This is a genomic window from Polynucleobacter sp. MWH-Spelu-300-X4 (assembly GCF_018687515.1).
Taxonomy (GTDB): Bacteria; Pseudomonadota; Gammaproteobacteria; order Burkholderiales; family Burkholderiaceae; genus Polynucleobacter.
Map to the genome: position 1 here is coordinate 420033 of NZ_CP061294.1, position 23116 is coordinate 443148.

The following is a 23116-nucleotide window of genomic DNA, read 5'->3' on the forward strand; positions in this document are numbered from 1 at the left end:
TTATGTATTTTGTATACAAAATACATTTATGTACATGACATCAAAAATCGTCAAACCAGCCCTATACATAGAAGTCACTGAACGTTTGCGTTCAATGATTGCTGGTGGCGTTTTAGCTCCAGGTTCTTGGATTGATGAACAAAAATTAGCCGAAGATTTAGGCGTATCGAGGACACCATTTAGAGAAGCTATTCGCATTCTGGCATCGGAAGGATTGTTACGCATTGAGCCTAGAAGGGGCTGTTATGTGACTCAGCTTACCGAAAAAGATTTGGATGATATTTTTCCTATTATGGCCATGCTAGAGGGTCGTTGTGCTTACGAGGCAGCTCAGCGAGCCACAGATAAAGATATTCATTCATTAGAAGCGTTGCATGCGAAGTTGGAAAAACATGCCACCGCTAAAAATATTGATGAATATTACGAAACGAATAGAAAAATACATATCGCCATACAAAACTTAGCGGGTAACGAATGGTTAAGTCGTATGTTGCAAGATATGAGAAAAATCCTAAATTTATCGAGACATCGTAGTTTGCATGGCAAGGGACGTATTGCAGAATCTTGCGCGGAACATTTATCTGTATTTGCCGCCCTTAAAGCTAGAGATCCATTGGCGGCTGAAGTCATGATGAAAACTCACATCATGCGACAGCGGGATGTTTTGAAAAATCTCAAGCCGGAGCCGGTGCTTTCATGATTTTAGATAAGCTCATCAAGGCTAGGCATATGACTAAGACGGTTAATGCCACTAAGAAACTTTTATCTGAACGTGGTGAATCAAATGGCGCCAGTATGGCTAGCGATGTCATTGAGAACTACAACACATTAGATGACGATCAAAAAAATCAGTATTTTCATTACTTAGCTGAAAAATTTAACCCTAGTCCCGCTGATGTATTGAATGCTGCACAAATGTACGCGGAAGCGCCTAACGCAGATAATTTAGTTTGGTTAATGAAAGTATCTGAAGCTCCTCGTCAGGAGTTGTTGCGCCGGTTAAATCGTGCCCCTGGTGGTACTGGCATGATCATAGATATGCGTCGCCAATTATTAAAGGCGTTAAATAGAAAGCCAGAATTAAAAGCCGTCGATGCTGATATGCAGCACTTATTAAATTCTTGGTTCAATCCCGGCTTTCTAAAAATGTATCAGGTTGATTGGAAGTCACCTGCGGAAATCTTAGAAAAAATTATTCAGCACGAAGCAGTTCATGAGATTGATGGGTGGGATGATTTACGTAGAAGATTGCAGCCTGACCGTCGTTGTTTTGCCTTTTTCCACCCGCAGTTATCTGAAGAGCCTCTCATATTTGTAGAGGTGGCGTTATTGCCGGATATTCCTGCTTCGGTTGCACCGTTAGTAGATAAAAAATCCGCGACTGTTGAACCCAATCAATTTAAATGCGCCATCTTTTATTCAATCAGTAACTGTCAGCCAGGGTTGCGCGGTGTTTCGATGGGGAATTTTTTAATTAAGCGTGTTGCTGAGAGTTTAAAAAAAGAATTTCCATCATTAAAAATATTTTGTACTTTGTCACCAATTCCTGGATTTACTGAATGGTTAAGTGCTGGCCAAAGTTTGGGCGCTATTAATTTAAAGCCGGCCATTACTGAAAAATATCAGCAGTCGTTGAATGTATTAGATTTGAAAAAGACATCATGGAGTGAGCGTATTCAGGCTGGTTGGCACCCTGATACATGTTCACCTAAAGAACGAGAGGCTTTGGAAAGTTTGTGCGCTATTTATTTAATGCATTACTCACCTCATCGAGGTGGGAATTCCGTTGCTAAATTTCATTTAGGTAATGGCGCCAAATTACACAGAATTAACTGGGCAGGAGACTTGTCAAAAAAAGGTATTAAGCAATCAGCAGGTTTGATGGTGAACTACCTATATGACTTAGAAAAAGTGGAAGATAACCACGAGCGTTTTGTTAATGGAGAAGTAATTTTTTCAAGAGCAGTATCACAATTGATTTAAAAAATTTAACTGGGTGTGAGGAGACAAAAATGAAAAAGCCAGTAAATGCGGTTCGTCGCTTAGGCGTTTTGGCGGGTATTGTTGCTCTAACAATAGGCGGTATATCTTCGGTATTAGCTGATCCTAATTGGCCATCTAAGCCGGTCACGATTATTGTGCCGTTCCCGGCTGGGGGTGGAACAGATGCCTTTGCTAGACCTTTGTCTGCGCAATTAACCAAGCAAATGGGCAAGCAAATCATCATTGATAACCGAGGTGGTGCTGGTGGTACGTTGGGCGCAAGCGTTGCGGCTAAGGCTACCCCAGATGGCTATACATTCTTTATGGGGGGTGCGCATCATGCAATTGCACCTGTGATGTATCCTAAATTGGACTATGACATTGAGAAGAGTTTTATTCCAATCATGTTGTTAGCAACACCTCCGCAGGTGGTCGTGGTTAATCCTCAGAAAGTTCCTGTGAGTGACCTCAAAGGTTTAATTGAGTATGCGAAAAAAAATCCTGGCAAGCTTAATTATGGAAGCGCAGGAAATGGAAGCTCTCATCATTTAGCTGGTGAGTTATTTAAGATGCAAACCAAAACTTTTATTACGCATATCCCGTATCGTGGCGCAGGTCCTGCATTGTCTGATTTGATTGCAGGTCAAGTAGACATGATGTTTGACGGTTTGGGTTCATCTTCTCAGCATATTAAGAGTGGGAAAATTAAAGCTTTAGCAGTTGCTGCTAATAAGCGTTCAGCAGCATTTCCAGATGTGCCTACAGCAGCTGAAGCAGGTGTCCCAGGTTATGTGGTGAGTACTTGGTATGGTCTTTGGGCCCCTAAAGGAACGCCTAAAGATGTTGTAGATAAGATGGCTGCTGAAGTAACTAAGGCGTTGAACTCGCCTGAGTTAAAAACTATTTGGATTAATAACGGTTCTGACACGCCTAATGTGACTGGTGATGCTTATGGCAAGTTTGTGAATGCTGAAATTAAGCGTTGGGCAGATGTTGCTAAAGCTTCTGGTGCAAAAATGGATTAATCAATGGATGATCTAACTGAAAAGTTAGATCGCCATGATATTTGAGGTTGTTATGAACTTATATCAATTGTTGGAGTCTGGCTTTCCGAAAGATAAGTCGGCTTGTGCCATTGAAACTCATGATGGGTTGTATTACAGCTGGGGAGATCTAGAAAAGGCCACATCTAAGATGGCCAATCTTCTAGCGAGTTTGAGGTTGCCGCAAGGCTCTAGAGTGGCCGTGCAAATCGAGAAGTCACCAGAAGCCCTATTTTTATATCTTGCAACATTAAAAGCGGGTTTAGTTTATTTACCACTTAATACAGCTTATCAGTCTGCTGAGATTGAATATTTTTTAGGTAACGCTGAACCAGCTGTTGTTGTATGTAGCCCAAAGAACTTAACTTGGGTTTCTCAGGTGGCTAAGAAAACAGGCACAAAACATGTTTTCACCTTGGGTGAAGATAGAACAGGATCTTTGCTGGAAAAAGCAGCAGGTCTCTCAGATAAATTTAATACTGTGAAGCGTTCAGAAGATGATTTGGCTGCGATCTTGTATACATCAGGTACTACAGGACGTAGCAAGGGCGCTATGCTGACCCATGGTAACTTGGGAAGTAATGCAAAGGTATTGCAGAAGTTTTGGGCATGGAGAACAGGAGATGTGCTTTTGCATGCTCTACCTATTTTTCACGTACATGGACTGTTTGTAGCATCTCACGGGGCGCTTTTAAACGGTAGCAAAATGATTTGGTTGCCTCGTTTGGATACAAAAGAGCTCATTAAGCATATGCCTCGTTCAACAGTCATGATGGGGGTCCCAACCTTTTACGTGCGATTGCTATTAGATCCTGCTTTTACGAAACAAACTGCCAAGAATATGCGTTTGTTTATTTCTGGATCAGCACCATTGTTAACGGAGACATTCAACTCCTTTAAAGAAAGAATTGGCCAAACGATTTTGGAACGTTATGGCATGAGTGAGACTGTCATGTTGGTTTCTAATCCTTATAAGGGCGATCGGGTTGGCGGTTCTGTGGGATTACCATTGCCGCAGACCAAGGTTCGCGTTAGAAAAGATGATGGATCTTTGTGTGGTGTGAATGAAATCGGTCATGTGGAAGTTAAAGGTCCCAATATATTTAAAGGTTATTGGCGCATGCCAGAAAAGACCAAAGAAGAATTTACTTCTGATGGCTGGTTTAAGACTGGTGATGTAGGTCGTTGGGGTGGTGAGACTAGCGCCGGCAAAGTGCCTGATGACTATTTGTGTATTGTCGGTAGAAGCAAAGATTTAATTATTTCTGGTGGATATAACGTTTATCCAAAAGAGATTGAGAGCTTTATTGATGATATGCCAGGTGTTGACGAGAGTGCCGTGGTTGGTATTCCTCATCCTGATTTTGGCGAGGCCGTATTAGCGATTGTGGTTGGTAAACCAGGATCTCAGCTTAATACGGATGCCATGATTACCGAGCTTAAAGGCAAGATCGCTAATTTCAAAGTGCCTAAGCGCATTATTCTTGTTTCTGAACTACCCCGAAACGCAATGGGTAAAGTTCAGAAAAATGTATTGCGTCAAACTTATGCAAGTTAACCTACTTGCTTTAATAAAGGCCTAAGCTACTTAGGCCTTTATGAAGCATGTAGGCAGCCAAACAAAATAAAACAATCGCAAATATTCTTTTTAGTTGCGCAACGTTTAATTGATGAGCTGCTTTAGCGCCTAGAGGGGCTGTCAAGACGCTGGCTACCGCAATTGAGGTTAAAGCGGGTAGATAGACATACCCTAATGAGCCTTCAGGTAGTGATGGGTTGCCATACCCGCTAATGATGTAGCCAATGGCGCTTGATAGAGCAATTGGGAAGCCTAATGCGGCAGATGTGGCAACCGCATTGTGCATAGAGACATTGCACCATGTCATAAATGGCACAGAGACGAAGCCGCCACCAGCGCCTACTAGACTTGATAAAAAACCAATAAAACTACCAACACCAAACATCCCTGGTTTGCCAGGTAGAGTGCGGCTTGGTTTAGGTTTTTTATTCATGAGCATTTGATAGGCTGAGAAGCTAACAAATCCGGCAAAAATAAACGATAACCAGGATGTTTTAAGGATGGCGAATAATTTTCCCCCGCCTAAGATGCCGCCAAGCAAAATGCCTGGGGCTAAAGTCATGACGATGTCCCAGCGAACAGCACCCCGTTTGTGGTGAGCTCTAACGGAAGATAAGGATGTGAATAATATTGTTGCCATGGACGTGGCAATTGCAATGTGGACGACGACCGAGCTATCAAACCCATACATCGTGAACAAGAAGCTTAAGAAGGGCACCAAAATCATGCCGCCACCGATGCCAAGTAGCCCAGCTGCAAAACCTGTGCAGCAACCGAGAAGAGCTAATGCGCCAATTTGAATAAGGGTCATAGTTATTTGTGGGGATTAATTTTGTAAAAACTTTGATTGAGGTGAGCTACTAAATCTGCTTCGTCTTCCGGAAATAAATCTAAGCGCAATTCAGTGTTGCACATCGAAACCATGCTTTTGAGTTTCGCAAAATCTTTTACTTTACGGTCGGTACGTAGATAAATCATATCCGCATTGCCTAACCCTGATTTTTCAGCATGGCATTGAACACATTTTGCTTGGTGCAATGTTTTGCCGTTAAGGATATCTTCCGCGTGTGCGGGGAGTGATAGGAATAAAGATATGGCTACAAATAGGCCTGGCGGACAAGAAATTTTTTTCAAGATAGATGCCTCCATAATTGAAGTCCTATTATAGGATTCCCCACCTTGGCCGCTAGGCCGTCATCCTGAACCCAGTAGGTTCAAGGCGGCATGGCAATAATACTTCGGGTGCATCAAGTGTTTCAGGGAGAACATCGCCCGAAGCGATGCTCTGTGAGCTACGAGACGCTCGCGCCCATACTATATGGCCCACGCCAGATGCTTGCGCATCGGTTCAAGGAACTATTGGCCTTGGCTAACCAGGTAGGGAAAGCGTTTTCAGCGCAGAATCAACAGATGCCTCGATTTGATCAACTTTGGACTGTAGGAGTGCCATTTGATCTAAGCTTGCGCCTGGGTTTTCTGCATGGCTGATATTCATTTTGGCGGCTTGAAGGTCGCCAGCTAGCTTAATCGCTGTCATGATGGCCGCGCGCTCAATGCTACGGTTGCCGCTGGATAAGGCAGCTTCTAGTTGTTCATCAACAATGGCTGCAGCAGCTCTTAGGCTAGCTTCGTGCTCTGGAGCAATGGCGAACGCAAATTTCTGGCCGCCTAGGGTAATTTCAATGCGATTTTGGCTCATTGTGCATCCTGTTGATTGGCTGCCAAAAGATCCATTTGACCGTTATCGGTCTGAGGAGGGAGCTTACTTAAGATGTTCTGGATACGACCTTGAGCATCCTCAATCTTGGCTTCCAAGCTTAAGCGTTCTTTACGGGCTTGCTCTACAGCGTCTAGCAGGGCCTTTGTTTTAGCTTCTAGGCGGGCTAAGCTGTCTTGCAAACGGTTATAAGAAATGTTTGTAAGTTCTGACATGATTACCATTGTATCTATCTCTACGAAGAGAGCAAGAATTAAAAAGCCCGCCATAAGGCGGGCTTGGGTTAAAGCCTGAAAATACTAGAAAACATACCTACCAGTCAGACTAAAGTTGCGGCCTAGAGTTGGATAGACTGTTCTTTGGTATAAATCTAAATAATTAGGTTTATAGACCGCATAATCGTATTGTTTTTTATCCAATAAGTTGTTGATACTTGCTGTCCAGTCCCATGAACCATTTTTTAGGTTGTATCTCATATCAACATAATGCTGCTGATTGGTTCTAAATCCATTATTTTGGTTATCTCCAGATGCATAAGATTTGCCAACCGAGCGATAAGCTAAATCTAGCATTTCTTTTGCGTTAAAGCGGGTTTCTACCCCAAAAGAACTCGTATATTCTGGAATGCTAGGAACTGATTTACCCGCGTAAGTGCCGGCCAATATTTTTGAGTTAATAGTTTGAATTTGAGCCCGTAAACTAAACATTGCTGTTAGGGTTTGGCGAGCACTTGCAAAGATACCTGTTCTTCTGGATGAAGGGTAGTTTCCGTTACCATAAATGTGTTCATCGTAACCAATCTCATTAGTGATTGAGCTTTTGTAGTAACTGAGACTATATTGTTGAGAACTGTTTTTATAGTTGATGCCAAATTCATTATCGATTGATGTTTGTGGTTTTAGCGGGTTTGATAGCGTCCACAAATTGGCTAATTGATAGTTATCGTCGGCATTAGGTAAGCGATAATTTTTCCCATGTTTTGCGTATAGCTGGGTTGATTCAATACTTCTGATGTATTGAATGTTATGAGATGTAATTCTTTGGTGATCGCTATCAAACTCATCTCCAGAGATGTCGGCGTAATACTTCGACTGTTTGAATTTTTCCGTTCTGTAGCCGCCGATTAATCGATTATTTGAGTTGATAGTCCAATCCGAGTTAGCATAAAAACCACTGGTTGAGTGTTTGTTTGATGCGTTACTTGGCCCCCATGTAAATTCTGGAACATCTCTTGAGAATTGCCAATCTAGCCAATCCATGCCAAGAGTCAATTTATTTTGAGGAACTAGAAAATCATCGATCCTTACTCTTGGGTTAATCTGACGTGTGGTGGATGAACTGTTGACGCTAGCAAATGAGTTGCTAGGATATGCTTGTGAACAACTGCTGCTTAATTCGCATGCGTCTTTATCATATTGCCAATGGGTATGTTTATTTCTCTCGCTTATATCAATCGCGTACTCGACTTGATCAATTTTTGATGATGCAAAGATCGTGATATTGCTTGACTCTGCTTTGTATTGCTCGGAGTAAATAGATTGTTGTTTGGCTTTTGAATTGTTGTTTAACCAAGTAAGTGGCAGTGTTCCAGGTAGGTTATTTCTTTGCTCATCTACGAATAAACGGATGCCAGCCTTAGTATATTGGTTAGGTTGCCATTGAATAATGGAGCCGCCAGATTGCGATGCCGTTTGATTGTTATTCCTGTAGCCCTTTGAGTTATTGGTTTCACCAAAAACGGATGCGCTGATATCGCCAAATTTTTTGGCGGTATAGAGATTGGATTGATAGGTATTGTTACTTCCGATGCCTGCTGAAACAATGTTAAGACTATCAAGATTCTTTTTGCTGATAATATTAATAACACCACCATTAGCACCATCACCATAAAGGGCGCTATTGCCGCCGCGAGTTATTTCAATTTGCTCAATAGCTTCAATTGGGATTAGAGAAATTCTAGCTGGGGCTTGCTCATTCTCTGAAATTCTGATGCCATCTAAAAGAACTACAACATTATTGTCTGCTGAATCACCAAACCCACCTAAATCAATAGTGGCATTAGTGTTGCCATATAAATCTTGTCGGATTGGAAGTCCGCCTATTTTCTTTAAAACATCTGCAATATTAGTTAGACCACTTTTTTGAATTTCTACTGAAGAAATAATATTTGATTGAGGTAAAGTCTGGTTGTCCTTTTCCTGAAATCTTGAGCCATAAATCGTAATGGCACCTAATTCATTATTGGTTTGAGAAAAAGAAGAAGCGCTAGTGAGGGTTAATGCAATAGCAATAGCTAATGGTTTTTGTTTGAATGACATATCTACTCCAGTAGGCCATCACATTCCATGTGATGAACCATTTATCTGGCCACACCCCGAACCAGAGTTAACTCAGTAATGCCAAAGGAGATAGTCAAGATAAGCTTGATTGCCACTCCCCGTAGCATTACCACCAAAATAAGAGGGCTGGTTTCCGGGCTGATGAATTCCATTGCTGGTTGCTAGGCCGCCTTCCCAGATATCTCCAGTGGCTTAAAGCTTCGCTTACTCATTTACCGTTGCGGGGGCAGCATCAGATTTGCGTTAACTCACTGACTTCCCATTTAATTTATGCTCTGATGAGCATAAACACCACACTTACTATCTTCTATTTATTGAAGATAAGAGATTTTAGCATTTATGGTATTCAAGACCCTGTATATTTCAGGGGTATGAAGAAACCATCCTTATTTTTAGGCCTTATTTTTTTGGCGATGTTAAGCATTGCGGGAGCTCTTTTAATTGGCAGTGTTGCAAATGCTGACTTCTCTCTTATTTACCAGCTACGTTTGCCGCGTGTATTAGCTGCTTTTGCAGTGGGTGGATTACTAGCCATGTCAGGTTGTTTGTTACAAGTGCTGACGCGCAACCCTTTAGCTGAATCTTCTGTTCTGGGTGTTTCAGGCGGAGCATCTGTTGGAGCTTTGGCTGTTTTGATGATGGGGGGCGCAGGTACGATTTGGGTTGCAGGTGGAGCCTGGCTTGGGGCTGTATCGGTACTTGTTCTACTTTGGTTGTTAGTGGGAGGTTACGCCACGCATCCATCTCGTTTGCTGCTGGCTGGAGTTATGGTGGCGACGGGGTGTGGGGCTATCACGAGTCTCATGATTGCCTTTGCTTCTGATTTGGCTATGCCAGGCATGATTCATTGGTTAATGGGGGATCTGGATTCTGTGATGAGTCTCGAGGTGGTGGGGGCTCTTTTAGGTATTTGGTTGTCTGTTTTATTAATTTTGATGAAGCTAGCACCTAAAATACATTTACTTCAGTTGGGTACGGATAAGGCCTTAAGCCTAGGTGTTGATGTGCCATTTATTCAGTGGATGATGGTGTTGTTGGCTGCTTTGTGCGCTGCTGCAGCTGTTTCTGTGGCGGGATCGATCGGTTTTGTCGGTTTACTGGTGCCTCATATGTTGCGTGCAATGGTTATAAAACGCTTGGGACCGGACCAAACTTTTTTATTACCTGCTTCAGGTTTGTTGGGTGGCATATTCTTGGTTTTATCAGACATGGTGGCTCGAACAGTCATTGCGCCATCCCAGTTGCCGGTGGGCGTTATTACCGCATTAATTGGCGTGCCAAGTTTCTTATTTTTATTAGCGCGCTTGCGTCAGTGGAGTTCTTTATGACCCAAGAAACTTTGCTGGAAGTTCAGAACTTCACATTAAGCATAGGCGAGAGAGTCTTAATTGCCGATCTTAATTGGACAGTTAAGGTTGGAGAACGTTGGTGTTTGATCGGTCGTAATGGCGCTGGCAAGTCAACGCTATTAAAGGCTATCGCAGGTATGCAAAATCAACTGTATATGCACGGCAACATTAAGTGGAAAGGTAGAGATTTACCTTTATGTACTCCTGAAGAATTATCAAAGTTACGTGCATATGGAGAGCAATTTCCTCAGGGGGGCATTGGCTTAAGATCAATTGATGTGGTGCTAGCCTCCCAGTGGCCATGGCGTCATGAACAAGAATCTAAAGAACTCTTAGATCATGCTATGGCTGCACTTGCTCGTTGTGATGTGCAACATTTGGCTTACGCCCCATGGCAATCGTTATCAGGGGGAGAGCGCCAGCGTGTATCGTTAGCTGCTTGCTTTGCGCAATCAACGCCTGTATTAATTTTGGATGAGCCAACTTCTCATTTGGATATCCATCATCAAGTTACTTTATTGGAGACGCTCGTTGCTGCAAGTAAATCATGTCAGCAAACGGTTATTGCTAGTTTGCATGAGATTGGTTTGATTGGTAGAGGGTTCACTCACGCTTTGATGCTGACGGGAAAGGTTGGGGAAGCGGGAGGTTATTTAATCGGACCAGTTGATGAGGTGGTTAATCCAATCAATTTAGAAAAATCTTTGGGGCACCCTATCTTGGAAGCAACAACTGCTTCTGGTGTGAAGGTTTTTATACCCGCTTAAGTTTTTAATTTTTTTGGGGTGAACGAGACAAACGTATAGCCTCAATAGAGGAGCATATCTTTTCGGCGCCAATCAATATTTGAGGACTGGGCCTGCTAATGGTATCGCCATTAATTTCCACAAACCCATTGTTCTTTGTGGCGCTTAAGTTAGGTAATGATGACCACATCGACCAATCTGTTTTAATATTTTTATTATCAACAGCTGTAAAAATTATTTCAGGGTCTGCCTTTAAAACAGATTCTCTACTAACCGTCGGCACTAATAATTTTTCCGTAGCAAATAATTGCTCGCCGCCACATAGTTGAATAATGTCACCAATTAAATGCTCGCGATTTAACGTCATAAGTGGTTGAGACCAAATTTGATAGAAAACGCGTACGCGGTGCGCATTGGTTTTTTGATCTTTTTTATATTTATTTTGCAGAGCTTTGACCTGTTGACGAAATTGTTTAGCTGATTGATCTGCAATTTGGGTGGTGCCCAGTATTCTTCCGATTGTTTCAATATCTTTGGCAATATCGTCTAACTTACGTGGTTCCGTACTCATTATTTTGGTTGAGCTATTCGCGAAATATTTTTTAAGAGCTTCTATTTGCGTACTTGGTGTGCCACTTTGCCAATAGATAATAAGCGTTGGCTGTAAGGTCTTGATACGTTCAAGATCAAGAGATCTTGCGTCACTAATAATAGGTAAATTTTTGATGGAAGACGGTTGGTTGCTGTGAGCGCTAACACCAACCAACATGGAAGCTCCGCCTGCTGCATCAACCACTTCAGCGAGATGTGGGGTTAATGTGATAACTCTGGGTGAGCTTTGAGTGGAGGGTGTCGTATTTAAACGGGATGTTTCTGCCCAACCAGGTATAGCCATCGCTAACTGTATCGCAACAAGTGCAATCAGATGGCGACTACTCATTAAATTTCCAAGTTGTCGATCAGGCGAGTTTTGCCTAATTTGGCAGCGGCTAAAACCACCAGTTTTTCTGCAGATGCGATATCGGCATTGTTAGCACTTAGCAAATCTTTACGCTTTCGAACGGAGATGTAGTCTGGAGCCCATCCACGTTCAGCTAACTTTTCACAGGCAGCTTGTTCAATCGCCAAAATTGCTTCTGGAGATAGATTGCCTTCGAGAATCTTTTCTTGAACTTCTTTCAGTGTTTGAATCAGTTGAACCGCTTCAGCACGCTCATCTTGAGATAGGTAGCCATTTCTAGAAGAGAGGGCAAGACCATCTTCGGCGCGAATAGTTTCCGCAGGGATGACGTCAACAGGTAGCGCCAATTGATGGCACATTTGGCGAATAACCATTAACTGTTGATAATCTTTTTTACCAAATACGGCTACTTTAGGTTGAACGCAAGCTAGAAGCTTTAAAACAACTGTACAGACACCTTTAAAGAAGCCTGGTCGGAATTCACCTTCAAGGATATTGCCTAGATTGCTCGGTGGATCGACTCGGTACTCTTGTGGCTCTGGGTATAAATCTTTTTCTGTTGGAGCGAACAGAACATAGACGCCTTCTTTTTCGAGTTTTTCCACATCTGCTTCAAAGGTGCGTGGATATTTGTCAAAATCTTCGTTAGGGCCAAATTGCAAGCGATTCACGAAAATACTTGCGATGACGGGGTCGCCATGTTGGCGAGCCAAGCGCATTAAGGATAAGTGGCCTTCGTGAAGGTTGCCCATCGTTGGTACAAAAGCAGCACGATTTTGACCGCGTAACTGATCTCTTAAGTCCTGAATATTACTGATAATCTTCATGTGATTTTCTTTAGAAAAGCAACTAATCAGGATGCTTCGTTAGGCGAGTAAGCTAGACGCACATAGATAGGCGCATAAGGCTCAGCTTGAGTAATCTCGATAAGAGATTCTCTTGAAAGTTCTAACATCGCAATGAAATTCACAACGACCATTGGCGCACCTTTACCGGTAGCAATGGCATCTTCAAATAGGTCTGTGAACTCAATAAAACGTTCACCTTGTAAGCGACGCAAAATACGCGTCATAAAGTCTCGAACAGATAATTGTTCGCGAGTAATGGTGTGATGTTGATTTAACTTCGCTCTGTAAAGTACATCTTTCCAGGCGGCCTGTAGGTCAAAGGCATTGATATCTGGCCATGTAACGGCAACAGTCGTATCAACGTGACCGTTGGCCTTGTAAAAGTCGCGACCAAGCACAGGCATCTTGTCGAGCTCTTGGGCTGCTAACTTCATGCGCTCATACTCAAGAAGTCGGCGGACCAATTCAGCGCGTGGATCTTCTACTTCTTCATCGCTATCCGCTTTTTTCATCGGTAGCAACATGCGCGATTTAATTTCAATCAGCATCGCAGCCATTAGAAGATATTCGGCGGCAAGTTCTAAGTTCGTTTGGCGAATTTGTTCAATGTATCCAAGGTACTGTTTTGTTACCTCAGCCATTGGAATATCTAGAACGTTAAAGTTCTGTTTGCGAATGAGGTAAAGCAGTAAATCAAGCGGGCCTTCAAAAGCCTCTAAGAAAACCTCAAGCGCATCTGGTGGAATATAAAGATCTGATGGCAGCTGAAATAGAGGCTCGCCATAAAGTCGAGCAAAAGACTCGGACATTCCGTCCGTGACTTCTGGCAAATCTGCAACCGCTGGAATTAATTCACTCATTGATAAACGTACGCTTTTTGCTTAACACGAGCCATTTGGTTGCGTTTTTGCTCTTCTGGAGTAATAGGAGCCTTATCCCATAAAAGGGCTCGGCCCTCTTGCTGAGATTGCTCTAATTCAGGCTTTGTAGCCTTTAATTCTTCCAAAAAGAGGGTGATATTTGATTTGTAATGGGCCATAGTTCCTCAATTGTAGCGATTTGTAGACTAGCTTCCTATAGAAAGCTTACATTGGGTCAAACTAATCTCCCGAGCCCGCTCAAAGGCGCTTTCTAGGTCGGGAAGAGAGTTTTCCTCGCCTATTTGCTGAATAAAGCCACTTCTAGTCATTAATGAGGCGGGTTGCTCATTAGCCGCGCATACTAAAAGTGTCCCTCCTGATTTTTTGAGTTCTTTATCTAGGACTTTAAGACTGTCAATGCCACTGGTATCAATATTAATTAGTTGGTGCATTTCCAAAATCATCACTTGAGGAACTTTTGTCACCGCATGGGACGAGCTATAGAGATTTTCTATTTTGTCGATGGCGCCAAAAAATAAAGAGCCATAAATTTTGTAGGCAGTGATCGTCGGGCGAGAGGCGTTGTTGTCAATAAGATGCAAGTCGTCAGCGGCTATTAAGTGATCGGGTAGCGCTATTGACTCAATTTGAGTTAAGGATGAGATACGGTAAATAAAGAAAATGCAGGCTAAAACCAGTCCCGCTTCAACAGCCACAGTTAGATCAAAAATAACTGTTAAAAAGAAAGTGCCCAAAAGAACTGAGCGATAAGTGAGATTAAATTGTTTTAAGCGTTTGAATTCATGGATATCAAACATATTCCATGCGATATAAATCAAAATGGCTGCTAATGCCGCTAATGGAATATCAACAGCTAACGGCGCTGCTAAGACCATGATCGATAGAATCACGATGGAATGAATGATTCCTGATATCGGGGACTGAGCGCCTGCCTTAGCGTTTGTGGCAGTTCTTGCAATGGTTCCCGTGACTGGCAGGCCGCCAAAAAATGGCACGATCATATTGGCAATGCCTTGCCCCATGAGTTCTTGATTAGGATTGTGTTTATCGTCTGAAAGATTGTCTGCTACTCGAGCACATAACAGTGACTCAATCGCACCTAGGATGGCGATTGTTAATGTTGGCGCAAATAGATATTTGGCTGTTTCCCAATCTAAATTCGGAATGGTTGGGGTGGGTAAGCTATTAGGTATGCTGCCAAAACGTGTGCCAATGGTGGTGATGGGTAGCTCTAGTAATTTACTAATGACAGTTGCTGTCATCAAGGCAACAATGATTCCTGGAATATTGTTAAGCCATGGCCAATGTTTCGTTAGAGGCGCAATGATTTTTGGCCAAAGAATGATGATTAAGAGTGAGCCAGCGCAAACTAGTGTGGCGTAGGGGTTGGCCGTGTTGGCATGAACTGCGAAAGCATGTATTTGTGAAAAGAAATCACCAGACAGTTTGCTGATTTCAAGGCCAAATGCATCACGTATTTGAGACAGGCCAATTAGAACCGCAATACCACTAGTGAAGCCAATAATGATTGCTACGGGGATGAAGCGAATAAGATTGCCGACTCTTAAGAGGCCCATGGTAAACAGTAAAGAGCCTGCTAAAAATGTGGACAGAATTAAATTAGGCACACCATAACGCTCGACAATGCCGTACACGATGACAACAAATGCTCCGGCAGGTCCTCCAATTTGAACTTTGCTGCCACCAAATGCTGAGATTAAAAAACCACCAATTACTGCGGAAATTAAACCTGCTTCAGGTTTGAGACCTGAAGCAATCGCAAAAGCAATGGCGAGCGGTAAAGCAATCACGCCAACCGTGATGCCGCTACTTAAATCTTTAACAAAATGTTTGCTAGAGTAGCCTTTAGCGGCGTCAACGATTTTGGGTCGAAAACGCGCTAAATGAATCATTGCTGGTTGGCGGCGATTAACTTATCAATTAAGGCCGGATCAATTCGGGTCATTAAATGTTGATAAGGGTTGACGGCTTGCTGACTATGAATAGATTGTTTGATATCAGCCCATGCCATTGGCGCGATACCAAAAAATTTTTCAACATTAGCAGCAACTTCAGGAATCACAGGTTTAAGGTAAAGCGTTAAACGTCTAAAAGCCTCAAGTGTGACGCTGCAAACAGTTTGCAATTCTTTTTCGCGAGTTGGATCTTTGGCTATTTCCCATGGCTTATTGGTATCAACAAATGCGTTAACAGCATCGGCTAATTCCATCACGGTGCGTAGTGCTTTCGCGTATTCGCGGCTTTCATATAAGTTGGCAATCTCTTCGCTAGCATCAGCTAATTGTGTCAAGAGTGGATGACTCATTGCCGCATCATCGACTAAACCATTAAAGCGTTTAACTAGGAAGCCCGCGCTACGGCTAGCAATATTGATATATTTACCTAATAAATCACTGTTGACGCGAGCAGTAAAGTCTTGAAGATTTAGATCCAAGTCTTCCATAGAAGCATTTAATTTTGCCGCGAAGTAATAGCGTAACCATTCTGGGTTAAGGCCGCATTCAATCACGCTGTTGGCGGTAATGAAGGTGCCGCGAGATTTACTCATCTTTTCGCCATCAACTGTTAAGAAGCCATGTGCGAATACGTTGGTTGGTGTGCGATGTCCTGAAAAATGTAAGGTCGCTGGCCAAAAGAGTGTGTGGAAATAAAGAATATCTTTGCCGATGAAGTGATACTGCTCGGTAGTTGTATCAGGCTTAATCCACTCGTTAAAGTCCAAGCCTTTTTGTTTGCATAAATTAGAGAAGCTAGCGTAATAACCAATTGGAGCATCTAACCAAACATAAAAATATTTACCTGGGGCATCGGGGATTTCGAAGCCAAAGTAAGGCGCATCTCTAGAAATATCCCAGTCGCCCAATTTGCTTTCGCCAGGTTCGCCAACCCATTCTTTCATTTTGTTTTTGGCTTCGGCTTGCAAAGGTGTTTTTACCTGAGTCCATTCACGTAAGAAAGCTTCGCAACGTGGATCGGAGAGTTTGAAGAAATAATGGTCTGATATTTTTCGGATGGGCGTGGCACCGCTCACAACAGAGAATGGATTTTTCAAGTCTGTTGGTGCGTAAGTAGCACCACATTTTTCGCAAGAATCACCATATTGATCTTTTGCCCCACATTTAGGACATTCACCTTTGATAAAGCGATCTGGCAAAAACATTTCTTTGACAGGGTCGTAAGCTTGTTCAATGGCGCGTTTCTCAATTAATCCAGCATCTCTTAGTTTGATATAGATTTCTTCGGATAGAACTTTGTTCTCGTCACTATCGGTTGAGTAGTAGTTATCAAAAGATACTAAGAAGTTATCAAAGTCTCTCTTATGTTCTTTCCAGACATTAGCAATTAGTTCTTTAGGAGTGATGCCTTCTTTTTCTGCCCGCAACATAATCGGCGTGCCATGAGTATCATCTGCTCCAACGTAGTGAACTTCATGTCCACGCATTCTTTGGAAGCGAACCCAAATGTCGGTTTGTATATATTCCACCAAATGACCAATATGAATTTGGCCGTTGGCGTAGGGGAGGGCTGAGGTAACTAGAATTCGACGCATAGGCATAGATTTTAGTCTGCAGATATAGTTATTACCTGAAATTACATAAATAGTACCGGGAGACAGATGTGGCAGTAACCGTAGAAAATATCCAAAATGCGCTTCAAACCGTTATAGATCCTAATACCGGGAAAGATCTGGTCAGCACAAAATCAGTAAAAAACATCAAAATAAATGGTGCTGATGTGAGTTTTGAAGTGGTCTTGGGTTACCCAGCTAAGAGCCAAATTGACCTTATTAAGAAGGCGGTTATTGAAGCTGTTCAGAAGGTGCCTGGTGTTGGCAATGTTGATGCCAATGTCACGATGGCGATTGTGGCGCATGCGGTTCAACGTGGTGTGAAGCTCTTGCCTAACGTGAAAAACATTATTGCGGTTTCTAGTGGTAAAGGTGGGGTAGGTAAATCCACCACGGCTGCTAACTTGGCATTAGCTTTGGCCGCTGAGGGCGCAACAGTGGGAGTGTTGGATGCTGATATTTACGGTCCGAGCCAGCCAATGATGTTGGGCGTTCGTGGCCGTCCGGAAACAATAGTTGAAAATACTTTAGAGCCTTTAAGAGCTTATGGTCTACAGGTCATGTCGATTGGTTTCTTAATTGATGCTGATAATCCAATGGTCTGGCGCGGCCCAATGGCTACTTCTGCCATGGAACAATTATTGCAACAAACAAATTGGCAAGATTTGGACTATCTCATCGTTGATATGCCGCCAGGAACGGGGGATATTCAGTTAACGCTTTCTCAAAAAGTACCAGTAACGGGCGCCATTGTTGTAACAACACCTCAAGACATTGCATTACTTGATGCTAAAAAAGGTCTCAAGATGTTTGAGAAAGTGGGCATTCCTATTTTGGGTATCGTAGAAAACATGAGTATTTATGTTTGCCCTAATTGCAATCATCAAGAGCATATTTTTGGTGAGGGCGGTGGTCAAAAAATGTGTGAGCAATATGGTGTTGATTTCTTGGGTAGCTTGCCATTAAATCTTTCGATTCGCGAACAGGCAGACTCAGGTAAGCCGACGGTAGTCGCAGAGCCAGATAGTGCTATTAGTGATATTTATAAAACGATTGCTAGAAAAGTTGCGATTCAAGTTGCAGAGATGTCTAAAGATATGACAAGTAAGTTCCCTAACATTGTTGTGAAAAATACTTAGACTAAAACCTTTCATTAAGCCCATAAAAAAGCGACCCTAAGGTCGCTTTTTTATTTTCAAACTTTATTCTTTGATTTTATTTCTTTGTGCGTGGCTGGGTAACATGACTTAACGTTATTAACCGTTAGCTAATCCATTAACCAGGCATCAACCAAACATATCTTCATACATGGTGCCTGCCCACTTGAAATTATCCGCAACAAACTTGCTACTTCGATCGTTGTAGTCAATTTGAGTTTGTTCAATGATGCCTTTTTCGTTGATCTTGTAATCAAATTGAACATTCAAAGCTTCTTTGGGTGTGCCATTGACCATCATGTAGCAAAGGTTGTCTGGTAATGACACTTCTGGATTTCTGCCGGCTAGGCGTTCGGCAATATATTTTGCGACGATCCGACCATGGCGATTCGCGATGTGACCACTTTTTGGATAGAACAGGAATTGTGGTGATACCAAGCCAACAGCGTCACCAATCACATACACGCGATCATCTTTTTTGAGGTGAAGCATCTTGTTGTCGACTTCAGCCCATCCAGTTGCTTTGCCTGTGGTTGGGTTCACGCCAATGCCACCAGTTTTCCAAATAAGGTCGCCCGCTTGGTGAGGCGCCATCAAGACGGCGTGATCAAACTTCATATCACCAGCCGCAGTTTTGATGGTTTTGTTAAATGGATCAATTTCTTGAATATGTGCATTAGGCACATATTCAATATAGTCTTTGTAAAGTTCTTTGAAGGCCCGTTTGAATCCTAAGTTAATAGGTCTGACATCATCTTTGTGATCCAAGATGGTGACTTTCGCTTTAATCTTGTTTGTCTTGAAATGCCACGCAATCATGCAAGCTCTTTCATAGGGAGATGGTGGGCAGCGTTGAGGCGGGGGAGGAAGTGTCATGACCCAGTCACCGCCTTTAAATGAATGAATAGCTTTCTTTAAATTGAAATGCTCATGGTTTGGAATATAAGCAGCTGGGAATTTTGACTTGGTTGCATCAATCATGGTTCTATCATTGCCAAACCAAGCTTCATAGTTGTAGCGAATGCCGGGCGCAATGATTAGAAAATCATAATCAATGCTACCTAAGCTGGTAACTACTTTTCTAATGCTGCGATCAATATCTAAAATTTCACACTGGATAAATTTATAACCGTATTTTTGTGAAGTAGCTAAATAGTCATGAATTAAAAAGCTTGTATCAACCATATCAACAAGCCATTTATTGCTAATAGGGCAAGAAAAAAATACTGGGTTCCGTTCAAGTAGGATCACTTCTGCTTCTGGCGCTAACTGACGCAAATGTTTGGCGGCAGTTGATCCGCCCCAGCCACCACCAGCGATCACAATGCGCGTTGCTTTACCCTTGGTCAGTAGGGTGTCTGTTGAACTGCCAATTAAGAATGGTTTAGCAACATTAGGTGTTAGGGATTCTGGGGAGTTAGTTGAACTACTTGCGCATGCGCCTAATAAAGACCCTGTGCCTGCGGCAATGCCTGCCCCTAAAAATTGGCGACGATTCATGCTCATGAGCGTCTCCTAACTAAAAATGAAAAATAAGTCATCGCGTCCATGGGGCATGGATAGAGTTGGAACATGGGTTTTTTCTCCACAGTGTTTGGGCTCCAACTGAGCACCGGACAAGCACTTGATCAGAATTTCGCGTGGCAAAACTACTGATGAATTGAGCCTTTAATTTAACAGCAAAATTTTCTAAGGGCAATTAAGTAAAAATAGTATTGCGGCGCAGCAAAATATATTCAATCTGGATCTTCGTAAAACCTAGGGAAAACACTAGATGAATTGAGGTGTTATCAACTGCAAATTGTATGCAAAAGTATTAATATCACTTTTGTAGTTTTTATTAATCTAAGGAGACCATATGTCACAGATGAATCTGACACGTCGCCAATTCTTCAAATTGGCTGGGTCGGGTGTGGGTGTGACGAGTATGACTGCGATGGGTCTTGCAGAAGCTGCGGATCCAGTATTTTCGAAGCCATACAAGTTAGAAAAAACCACAGAAACCCGAAGTACTTGCCCTTATTGCTCAGTGAGCTGCGGTGTATTGATGTACAGCCGTAAAGATAAAGATGGCAAGCTAAAAGTGATGCACGTTGAAGGGGATCCAGATAATCCTGTTAACAAAGGCACGCTTTGCCCTAAAGGCGCTGGTCTTCTAGAAATGATTGAAAGTCCCAACCGTTTGCAATTTCCTGAAATCCGCGAAGCGGGTAGCAAGGAGTGGAAGCGTATTTCTTGGGAGGAGGCCTTAAATCGTGTGGCTAAGCACATGAAGGCTGACCGCGACCAGCATTTTGTAGAAAAAAATGCGGATGGTGTAACGGTTAATCACTGGAATACATTTGGTGCGTTGATTAGTTCTGCCTCTAATAATGAAGCGGGTTATTTATCGCATAAGGTTTTACGATCACTAGGTGTTGTTGCTCTAGATACACAAGCGCGTATTTGACACGCTCCAACCGTGGCCAGTTTGGGCCCGACATTTGGACGCGGCGCGATGACGAATCATTGGGCAGATATTAAAAATGCCGATGTAATTGTGATCATGGGCGGTAACGCTGCTGAAGCACATCCATGTGGATTTAAATATGTGGTGGAAGCTAAAGCTAAGCGTGGCGCAAAACTTGTGGTGGTGGATCCTCGATTCACTCGTTCTGCTGCTGTAGCTGATTACTATGCACCGATTCGTTCGGGTGCGGATATCGCTTTCTTAGGCGGCGTGATTAATTACTTGTTATCTAATAACAAGATTCATCATGAGTATGTGAAGAATTACACCAATGCAGCCTTCTTGATTAATCCAGAGTTTGGATTTAAAGATGGTTTGTTCACTGGCTACGATGAGGCGAAACGCTCTTATTCAAAAGCAACGTGGACATATCAGATGGATGGCCAGTATGCAAAAGTAGATCCGACATTACAGGATCCAAATTGTGTGTTCCAGCATATGAAACGCCATTTCTCACGTTACACACCAGATATGGTGAGTAAGGTAACAGGCACACCTAAAGATCAATTCTTGAAAGTGTGTGAAATGATGGCTTCTACAGCCCCTGGTAACAAGACAATGACTATCTTGTATGCCTTGGGTTGGACGCAGCATTCCATTGGTTCTGAAAATATCCGTACGATGGCCATGATTCAGTTGCTATTAGGCAATATGGGTATGGCGGGTGGTGGTGTGAACGCTTTACGCGGCCACGCTAACGTTCAAGGTATTACAGATCAATGTCTATACAGTGAAGTGTTGCCAGGTTACTTGTCAGCGCCAACTGTTGCTGATCCAAGTTACAAGGTTTATATCGATAAGCGCACGCCTAAAGCCTTGCGTCCTAATCAAATGAACTTCCCACAAAACTTCCCTAAGTGGTTTAACAGCTTAATGAAGGCGTGGTACGGTGATAAGGCGACGAAGGATAACGATTTTGCCTATGACTGGGTACCTAAGAAAGATGGCGCTTATGACATCTTGGATATTTTTGAGCGTATGCACCAAGGAAAGATGAACGGATTTATGTGTTCAGGCTTTAATCCATTGGCTGCGGTTGCTAATAAAAACAAGATTGGTGCGGCATTATCTAAGTTGAAATACTTAGTGGTAATTGACCCGCTTGCAACAGAAACAAGTGAGTTCTGGAAGAATTATGGTGAGTACAACGATGTTGATACTGCTTCAATTCAAACAGAAGTGATTCGTTTACCAGGCACATGTTTTGCTGAGCAAGATGGTTCATTTACTAATTCAAGCCGTGTGATTCAGTGGCATTGGAAAGCTGCTGATGGCCCAGGTGAATCTAAGTCAGACCAAGAAATTATTGCTTCTATATTCACGAAGCTTCGCGGTATGTATAAAGCTCAAGGTGGTAAGTATTCTGCGCCAATCTTGAATTTGACATGGGACTATAAGAACCCAACATATCCAGCAGCGGATGAATTGTTGCGTGAGATCAGTGGTAAGACCATGGTTCAGATTAAAGATCCAACCGGCAAAGTATTGCTTGAGCCTGGTGATCAGTTAACGGGCTTTGCGCAATTGCGTGATGATGGCGGTACTGCTTGCGGTAACTGGATTTATTCAGGTTCATGGAATAAGCAGGGCAATATGACTGCGCGTCGTGATCCAACGGATACATCTGATCAAAATCTTGGACAGTCTGCTAACTGGGGCTTTGCATGGCCTGCAAATCGCCGCATTCTTTATAACCGTGCGTCTGCCGATATGAATGGTAAGCCATGGGATGAGAAGCGTGCTGTGATTAAGTGGTTGGGTGATAAGTGGGGTGGTAATGATATCCCTGATATGCGACCAAACGCTAAACCTGAAGAGAACGTGATGCCATTCATCATGACTCCAGAAGGTGTGGCGCGTTTGTTTGCTCCAGCGATGGCCGAAGGCCCATTCCCTGAACACTATGAGCCATTCGAAACTCCATTGGCGGCTAACCCAATGCATCCGAAGAATCCAAAAGCTAAGTCAAACCCAGCTGCTCGTGTTTATAAGAACGATATGGCACAGTTTGGTAGTGCGAAGGATTACCCGTATATTGCCACTACCTATCGTTTGGTTGAGCACTTCCACTATTGGACAAAGCACTCTGAGTTGAATGCGATTATTCAACCTGAGTCGATTGTTGAGATTAGTGAGGCCTTGGCTAAAGAGCGTGGTATTAAGTCGGGTGATAAGGTGAAGGTAACTTCAGCGCGTGGTTTCGTGAAAGCGAAAGCAGTTGTAACCAAGCGTATGAAGGCTTTGGATGTTGACGGACAGAAGGTTTATCACGTCGGTATTCCAATTCACTACGGCTTCAAAGGTGTTGCAAAGCCAAGTCAATTGGCAAATACATTGACACCATTCGTGGGTGACGCGAACTCTCAAACACCAGAGTTCAAGACATTCTTAGTCAACATTGAGAAAGTATAAGGA

The 23116-nt window shown here is 42.8% G+C and carries 20 protein-coding genes and 1 riboswitch; of the genes, 8 read left to right on the forward strand and 12 right to left on the reverse strand.

Annotated elements, in window-relative coordinates; all coding sequences use genetic code 11:
• Window positions 1-28: 28 nt before the first annotated feature.
• The 4 genes from ICV01_RS02220 to ICV01_RS02235 are packed head-to-tail and all read left to right on the forward strand — an operon-like array spanning window position 29 to window position 4584.
• Window positions 29-700: a GntR family transcriptional regulator gene (locus tag ICV01_RS02220; protein ID WP_371817467.1), complete on the forward strand. Its 672-nt coding sequence runs from the start codon at window positions 29-31 to the stop codon at window positions 698-700.
• Window positions 697-1983, forward strand: coding sequence for a malonyl-CoA decarboxylase (locus ICV01_RS02225; RefSeq protein WP_251369372.1), 1287 nt, complete (start codon window positions 697-699; stop codon window positions 1981-1983). The genes ICV01_RS02220 and ICV01_RS02225 overlap by 4 nt, the downstream gene beginning before the upstream one ends.
• Window positions 1984-2012: 29 nt before the next feature.
• On the forward strand, window positions 2013-3008 hold the full coding sequence (locus ICV01_RS02230; protein WP_215288173.1) for a tripartite tricarboxylate transporter substrate binding protein: 996 nt from the start codon (window positions 2013-2015) through the stop codon (window positions 3006-3008).
• 52 nt (window positions 3009-3060) lie between these two features.
• Complete coding sequence (locus ICV01_RS02235; RefSeq protein WP_215288175.1) at window positions 3061-4584, forward strand: malonyl-CoA synthase; 1524 nt, start codon at window positions 3061-3063, stop codon at window positions 4582-4584.
• A 10-nt stretch (window positions 4585-4594) separates the two neighbouring features.
• Here the strand turns inward: ICV01_RS02235 and ICV01_RS02240 are convergent, their stop codons facing one another.
• From ICV01_RS02240 to ICV01_RS02260, 5 genes are all read right to left on the reverse strand, one after another.
• Window positions 4595-5416 carry a sulfite exporter TauE/SafE family protein gene (locus ICV01_RS02240; protein WP_215288178.1) on the reverse strand — a complete coding sequence of 274 codons (822 nt, stop codon included), beginning with the start codon at window positions 5414-5416 and terminating at the stop codon, window positions 4595-4597.
• A gap of 2 nt (window positions 5417-5418) precedes the next feature.
• Entirely contained in the window at window positions 5419-5739 is a 321-nt protein-coding gene (locus tag ICV01_RS02245; protein ID WP_251369373.1) for a hypothetical protein, read from the reverse strand.
• Between the two features lie 235 nt (window positions 5740-5974).
• Window positions 5975-6304, reverse strand: coding sequence for a cell division protein ZapA (locus ICV01_RS02250; protein ID WP_215288180.1), 330 nt, complete (start codon window positions 6302-6304; stop codon window positions 5975-5977).
• A complete protein-coding gene (locus ICV01_RS02255; protein ID WP_215288182.1) occupies window positions 6301-6537 on the reverse strand; it encodes a hypothetical protein in 237 nt (78 codons plus the stop codon). The genes ICV01_RS02250 and ICV01_RS02255 overlap by 4 nt, the downstream gene beginning before the upstream one ends.
• 84 nt (window positions 6538-6621) lie before the next feature.
• Complete coding sequence (locus ICV01_RS02260) at window positions 6622-8640, reverse strand: TonB-dependent receptor (RefSeq protein ID WP_215288184.1); 2019 nt, start codon at window positions 8638-8640, stop codon at window positions 6622-6624.
• Between the two features lie 127 nt (window positions 8641-8767).
• Window positions 8768-8972, reverse strand: a riboswitch (cobalamin riboswitch).
• Window positions 8973-9032: 60 nt separating this feature from the next.
• On the opposite strand from ICV01_RS02260, the gene ICV01_RS02265 reads away from it, so the two are divergent.
• On the forward strand, window positions 9033-9989 hold the full coding sequence (locus tag ICV01_RS02265) for an iron ABC transporter permease (protein WP_215288185.1): 957 nt from the start codon (window positions 9033-9035) through the stop codon (window positions 9987-9989).
• Entirely contained in the window at window positions 9986-10777 is a 792-nt protein-coding gene (locus ICV01_RS02270; RefSeq protein ID WP_215288188.1) for an ABC transporter ATP-binding protein, read from the forward strand. The genes ICV01_RS02265 and ICV01_RS02270 overlap by 4 nt, the downstream gene beginning before the upstream one ends.
• A 4-nt stretch (window positions 10778-10781) precedes the next feature.
• Here the strand turns inward: ICV01_RS02270 and ICV01_RS02275 are convergent, their stop codons facing one another.
• Genes ICV01_RS02275 through metG form a run of 6 tightly spaced genes read right to left on the reverse strand, consistent with a single transcriptional unit; the run spans window position 10782 to window position 17023 of the window.
• Window positions 10782-11696, reverse strand: coding sequence for a cobalamin-binding protein (locus tag ICV01_RS02275; protein WP_215288190.1), 915 nt, complete (start codon window positions 11694-11696; stop codon window positions 10782-10784).
• The gene (gene panC, locus ICV01_RS02280) at window positions 11696-12544 is read right to left on the reverse strand and encodes a pantoate--beta-alanine ligase (protein WP_215288192.1); all 849 of its coding nucleotides are present in this window, start codon (window positions 12542-12544) and stop codon (window positions 11696-11698) included. Before panC ends, ICV01_RS02275 begins: the two co-directional genes overlap by 1 nt.
• Before the next feature lie 26 nt (window positions 12545-12570).
• Entirely contained in the window at window positions 12571-13425 is an 855-nt protein-coding gene (locus tag ICV01_RS02285) for a ScpA family protein (protein ID WP_215288194.1), read from the reverse strand.
• A complete protein-coding gene (locus tag ICV01_RS02290) occupies window positions 13422-13604 on the reverse strand; it encodes a DUF3460 family protein (protein WP_215288196.1) in 183 nt (60 codons plus the stop codon). Before ICV01_RS02290 ends, ICV01_RS02285 begins: the two co-directional genes overlap by 4 nt.
• A 27-nt stretch (window positions 13605-13631) precedes the next feature.
• Window positions 13632-15359, reverse strand: coding sequence for a SulP family inorganic anion transporter (locus ICV01_RS02295; RefSeq protein WP_215288198.1), 1728 nt, complete (start codon window positions 15357-15359; stop codon window positions 13632-13634).
• Complete coding sequence (metG, locus tag ICV01_RS02300) at window positions 15356-17023, reverse strand: methionine--tRNA ligase (protein WP_215288205.1); 1668 nt, start codon at window positions 17021-17023, stop codon at window positions 15356-15358. Before metG ends, ICV01_RS02295 begins: the two co-directional genes overlap by 4 nt.
• A 62-nt stretch (window positions 17024-17085) precedes the next feature.
• Here metG and apbC point away from each other — a divergent pair, with 62 nt between their 5' ends.
• Window positions 17086-18174 carry an iron-sulfur cluster carrier protein ApbC gene (apbC, locus tag ICV01_RS02305; RefSeq protein WP_215288207.1) on the forward strand — a complete coding sequence of 363 codons (1089 nt, stop codon included), beginning with the start codon at window positions 17086-17088 and terminating at the stop codon, window positions 18172-18174.
• A 147-nt stretch (window positions 18175-18321) separates the two neighbouring features.
• On the opposite strand, the gene ICV01_RS02310 is transcribed toward apbC, so the two are convergent.
• A complete protein-coding gene (locus ICV01_RS02310; RefSeq protein WP_371817473.1) occupies window positions 18322-19692 on the reverse strand; it encodes an FAD-dependent oxidoreductase in 1371 nt (456 codons plus the stop codon).
• Between the two features lie 367 nt (window positions 19693-20059).
• On the opposite strand from ICV01_RS02310, the gene fdnG reads away from it, so the two are divergent.
• Window positions 20060-23113, forward strand: a complete 3054-nt coding sequence (gene fdnG, locus ICV01_RS02315; RefSeq protein WP_251369400.1) for a formate dehydrogenase-N subunit alpha — start codon at window positions 20060-20062, stop codon at window positions 23111-23113.
• Window positions 23114-23116: the final 3 nt, after the last annotated feature.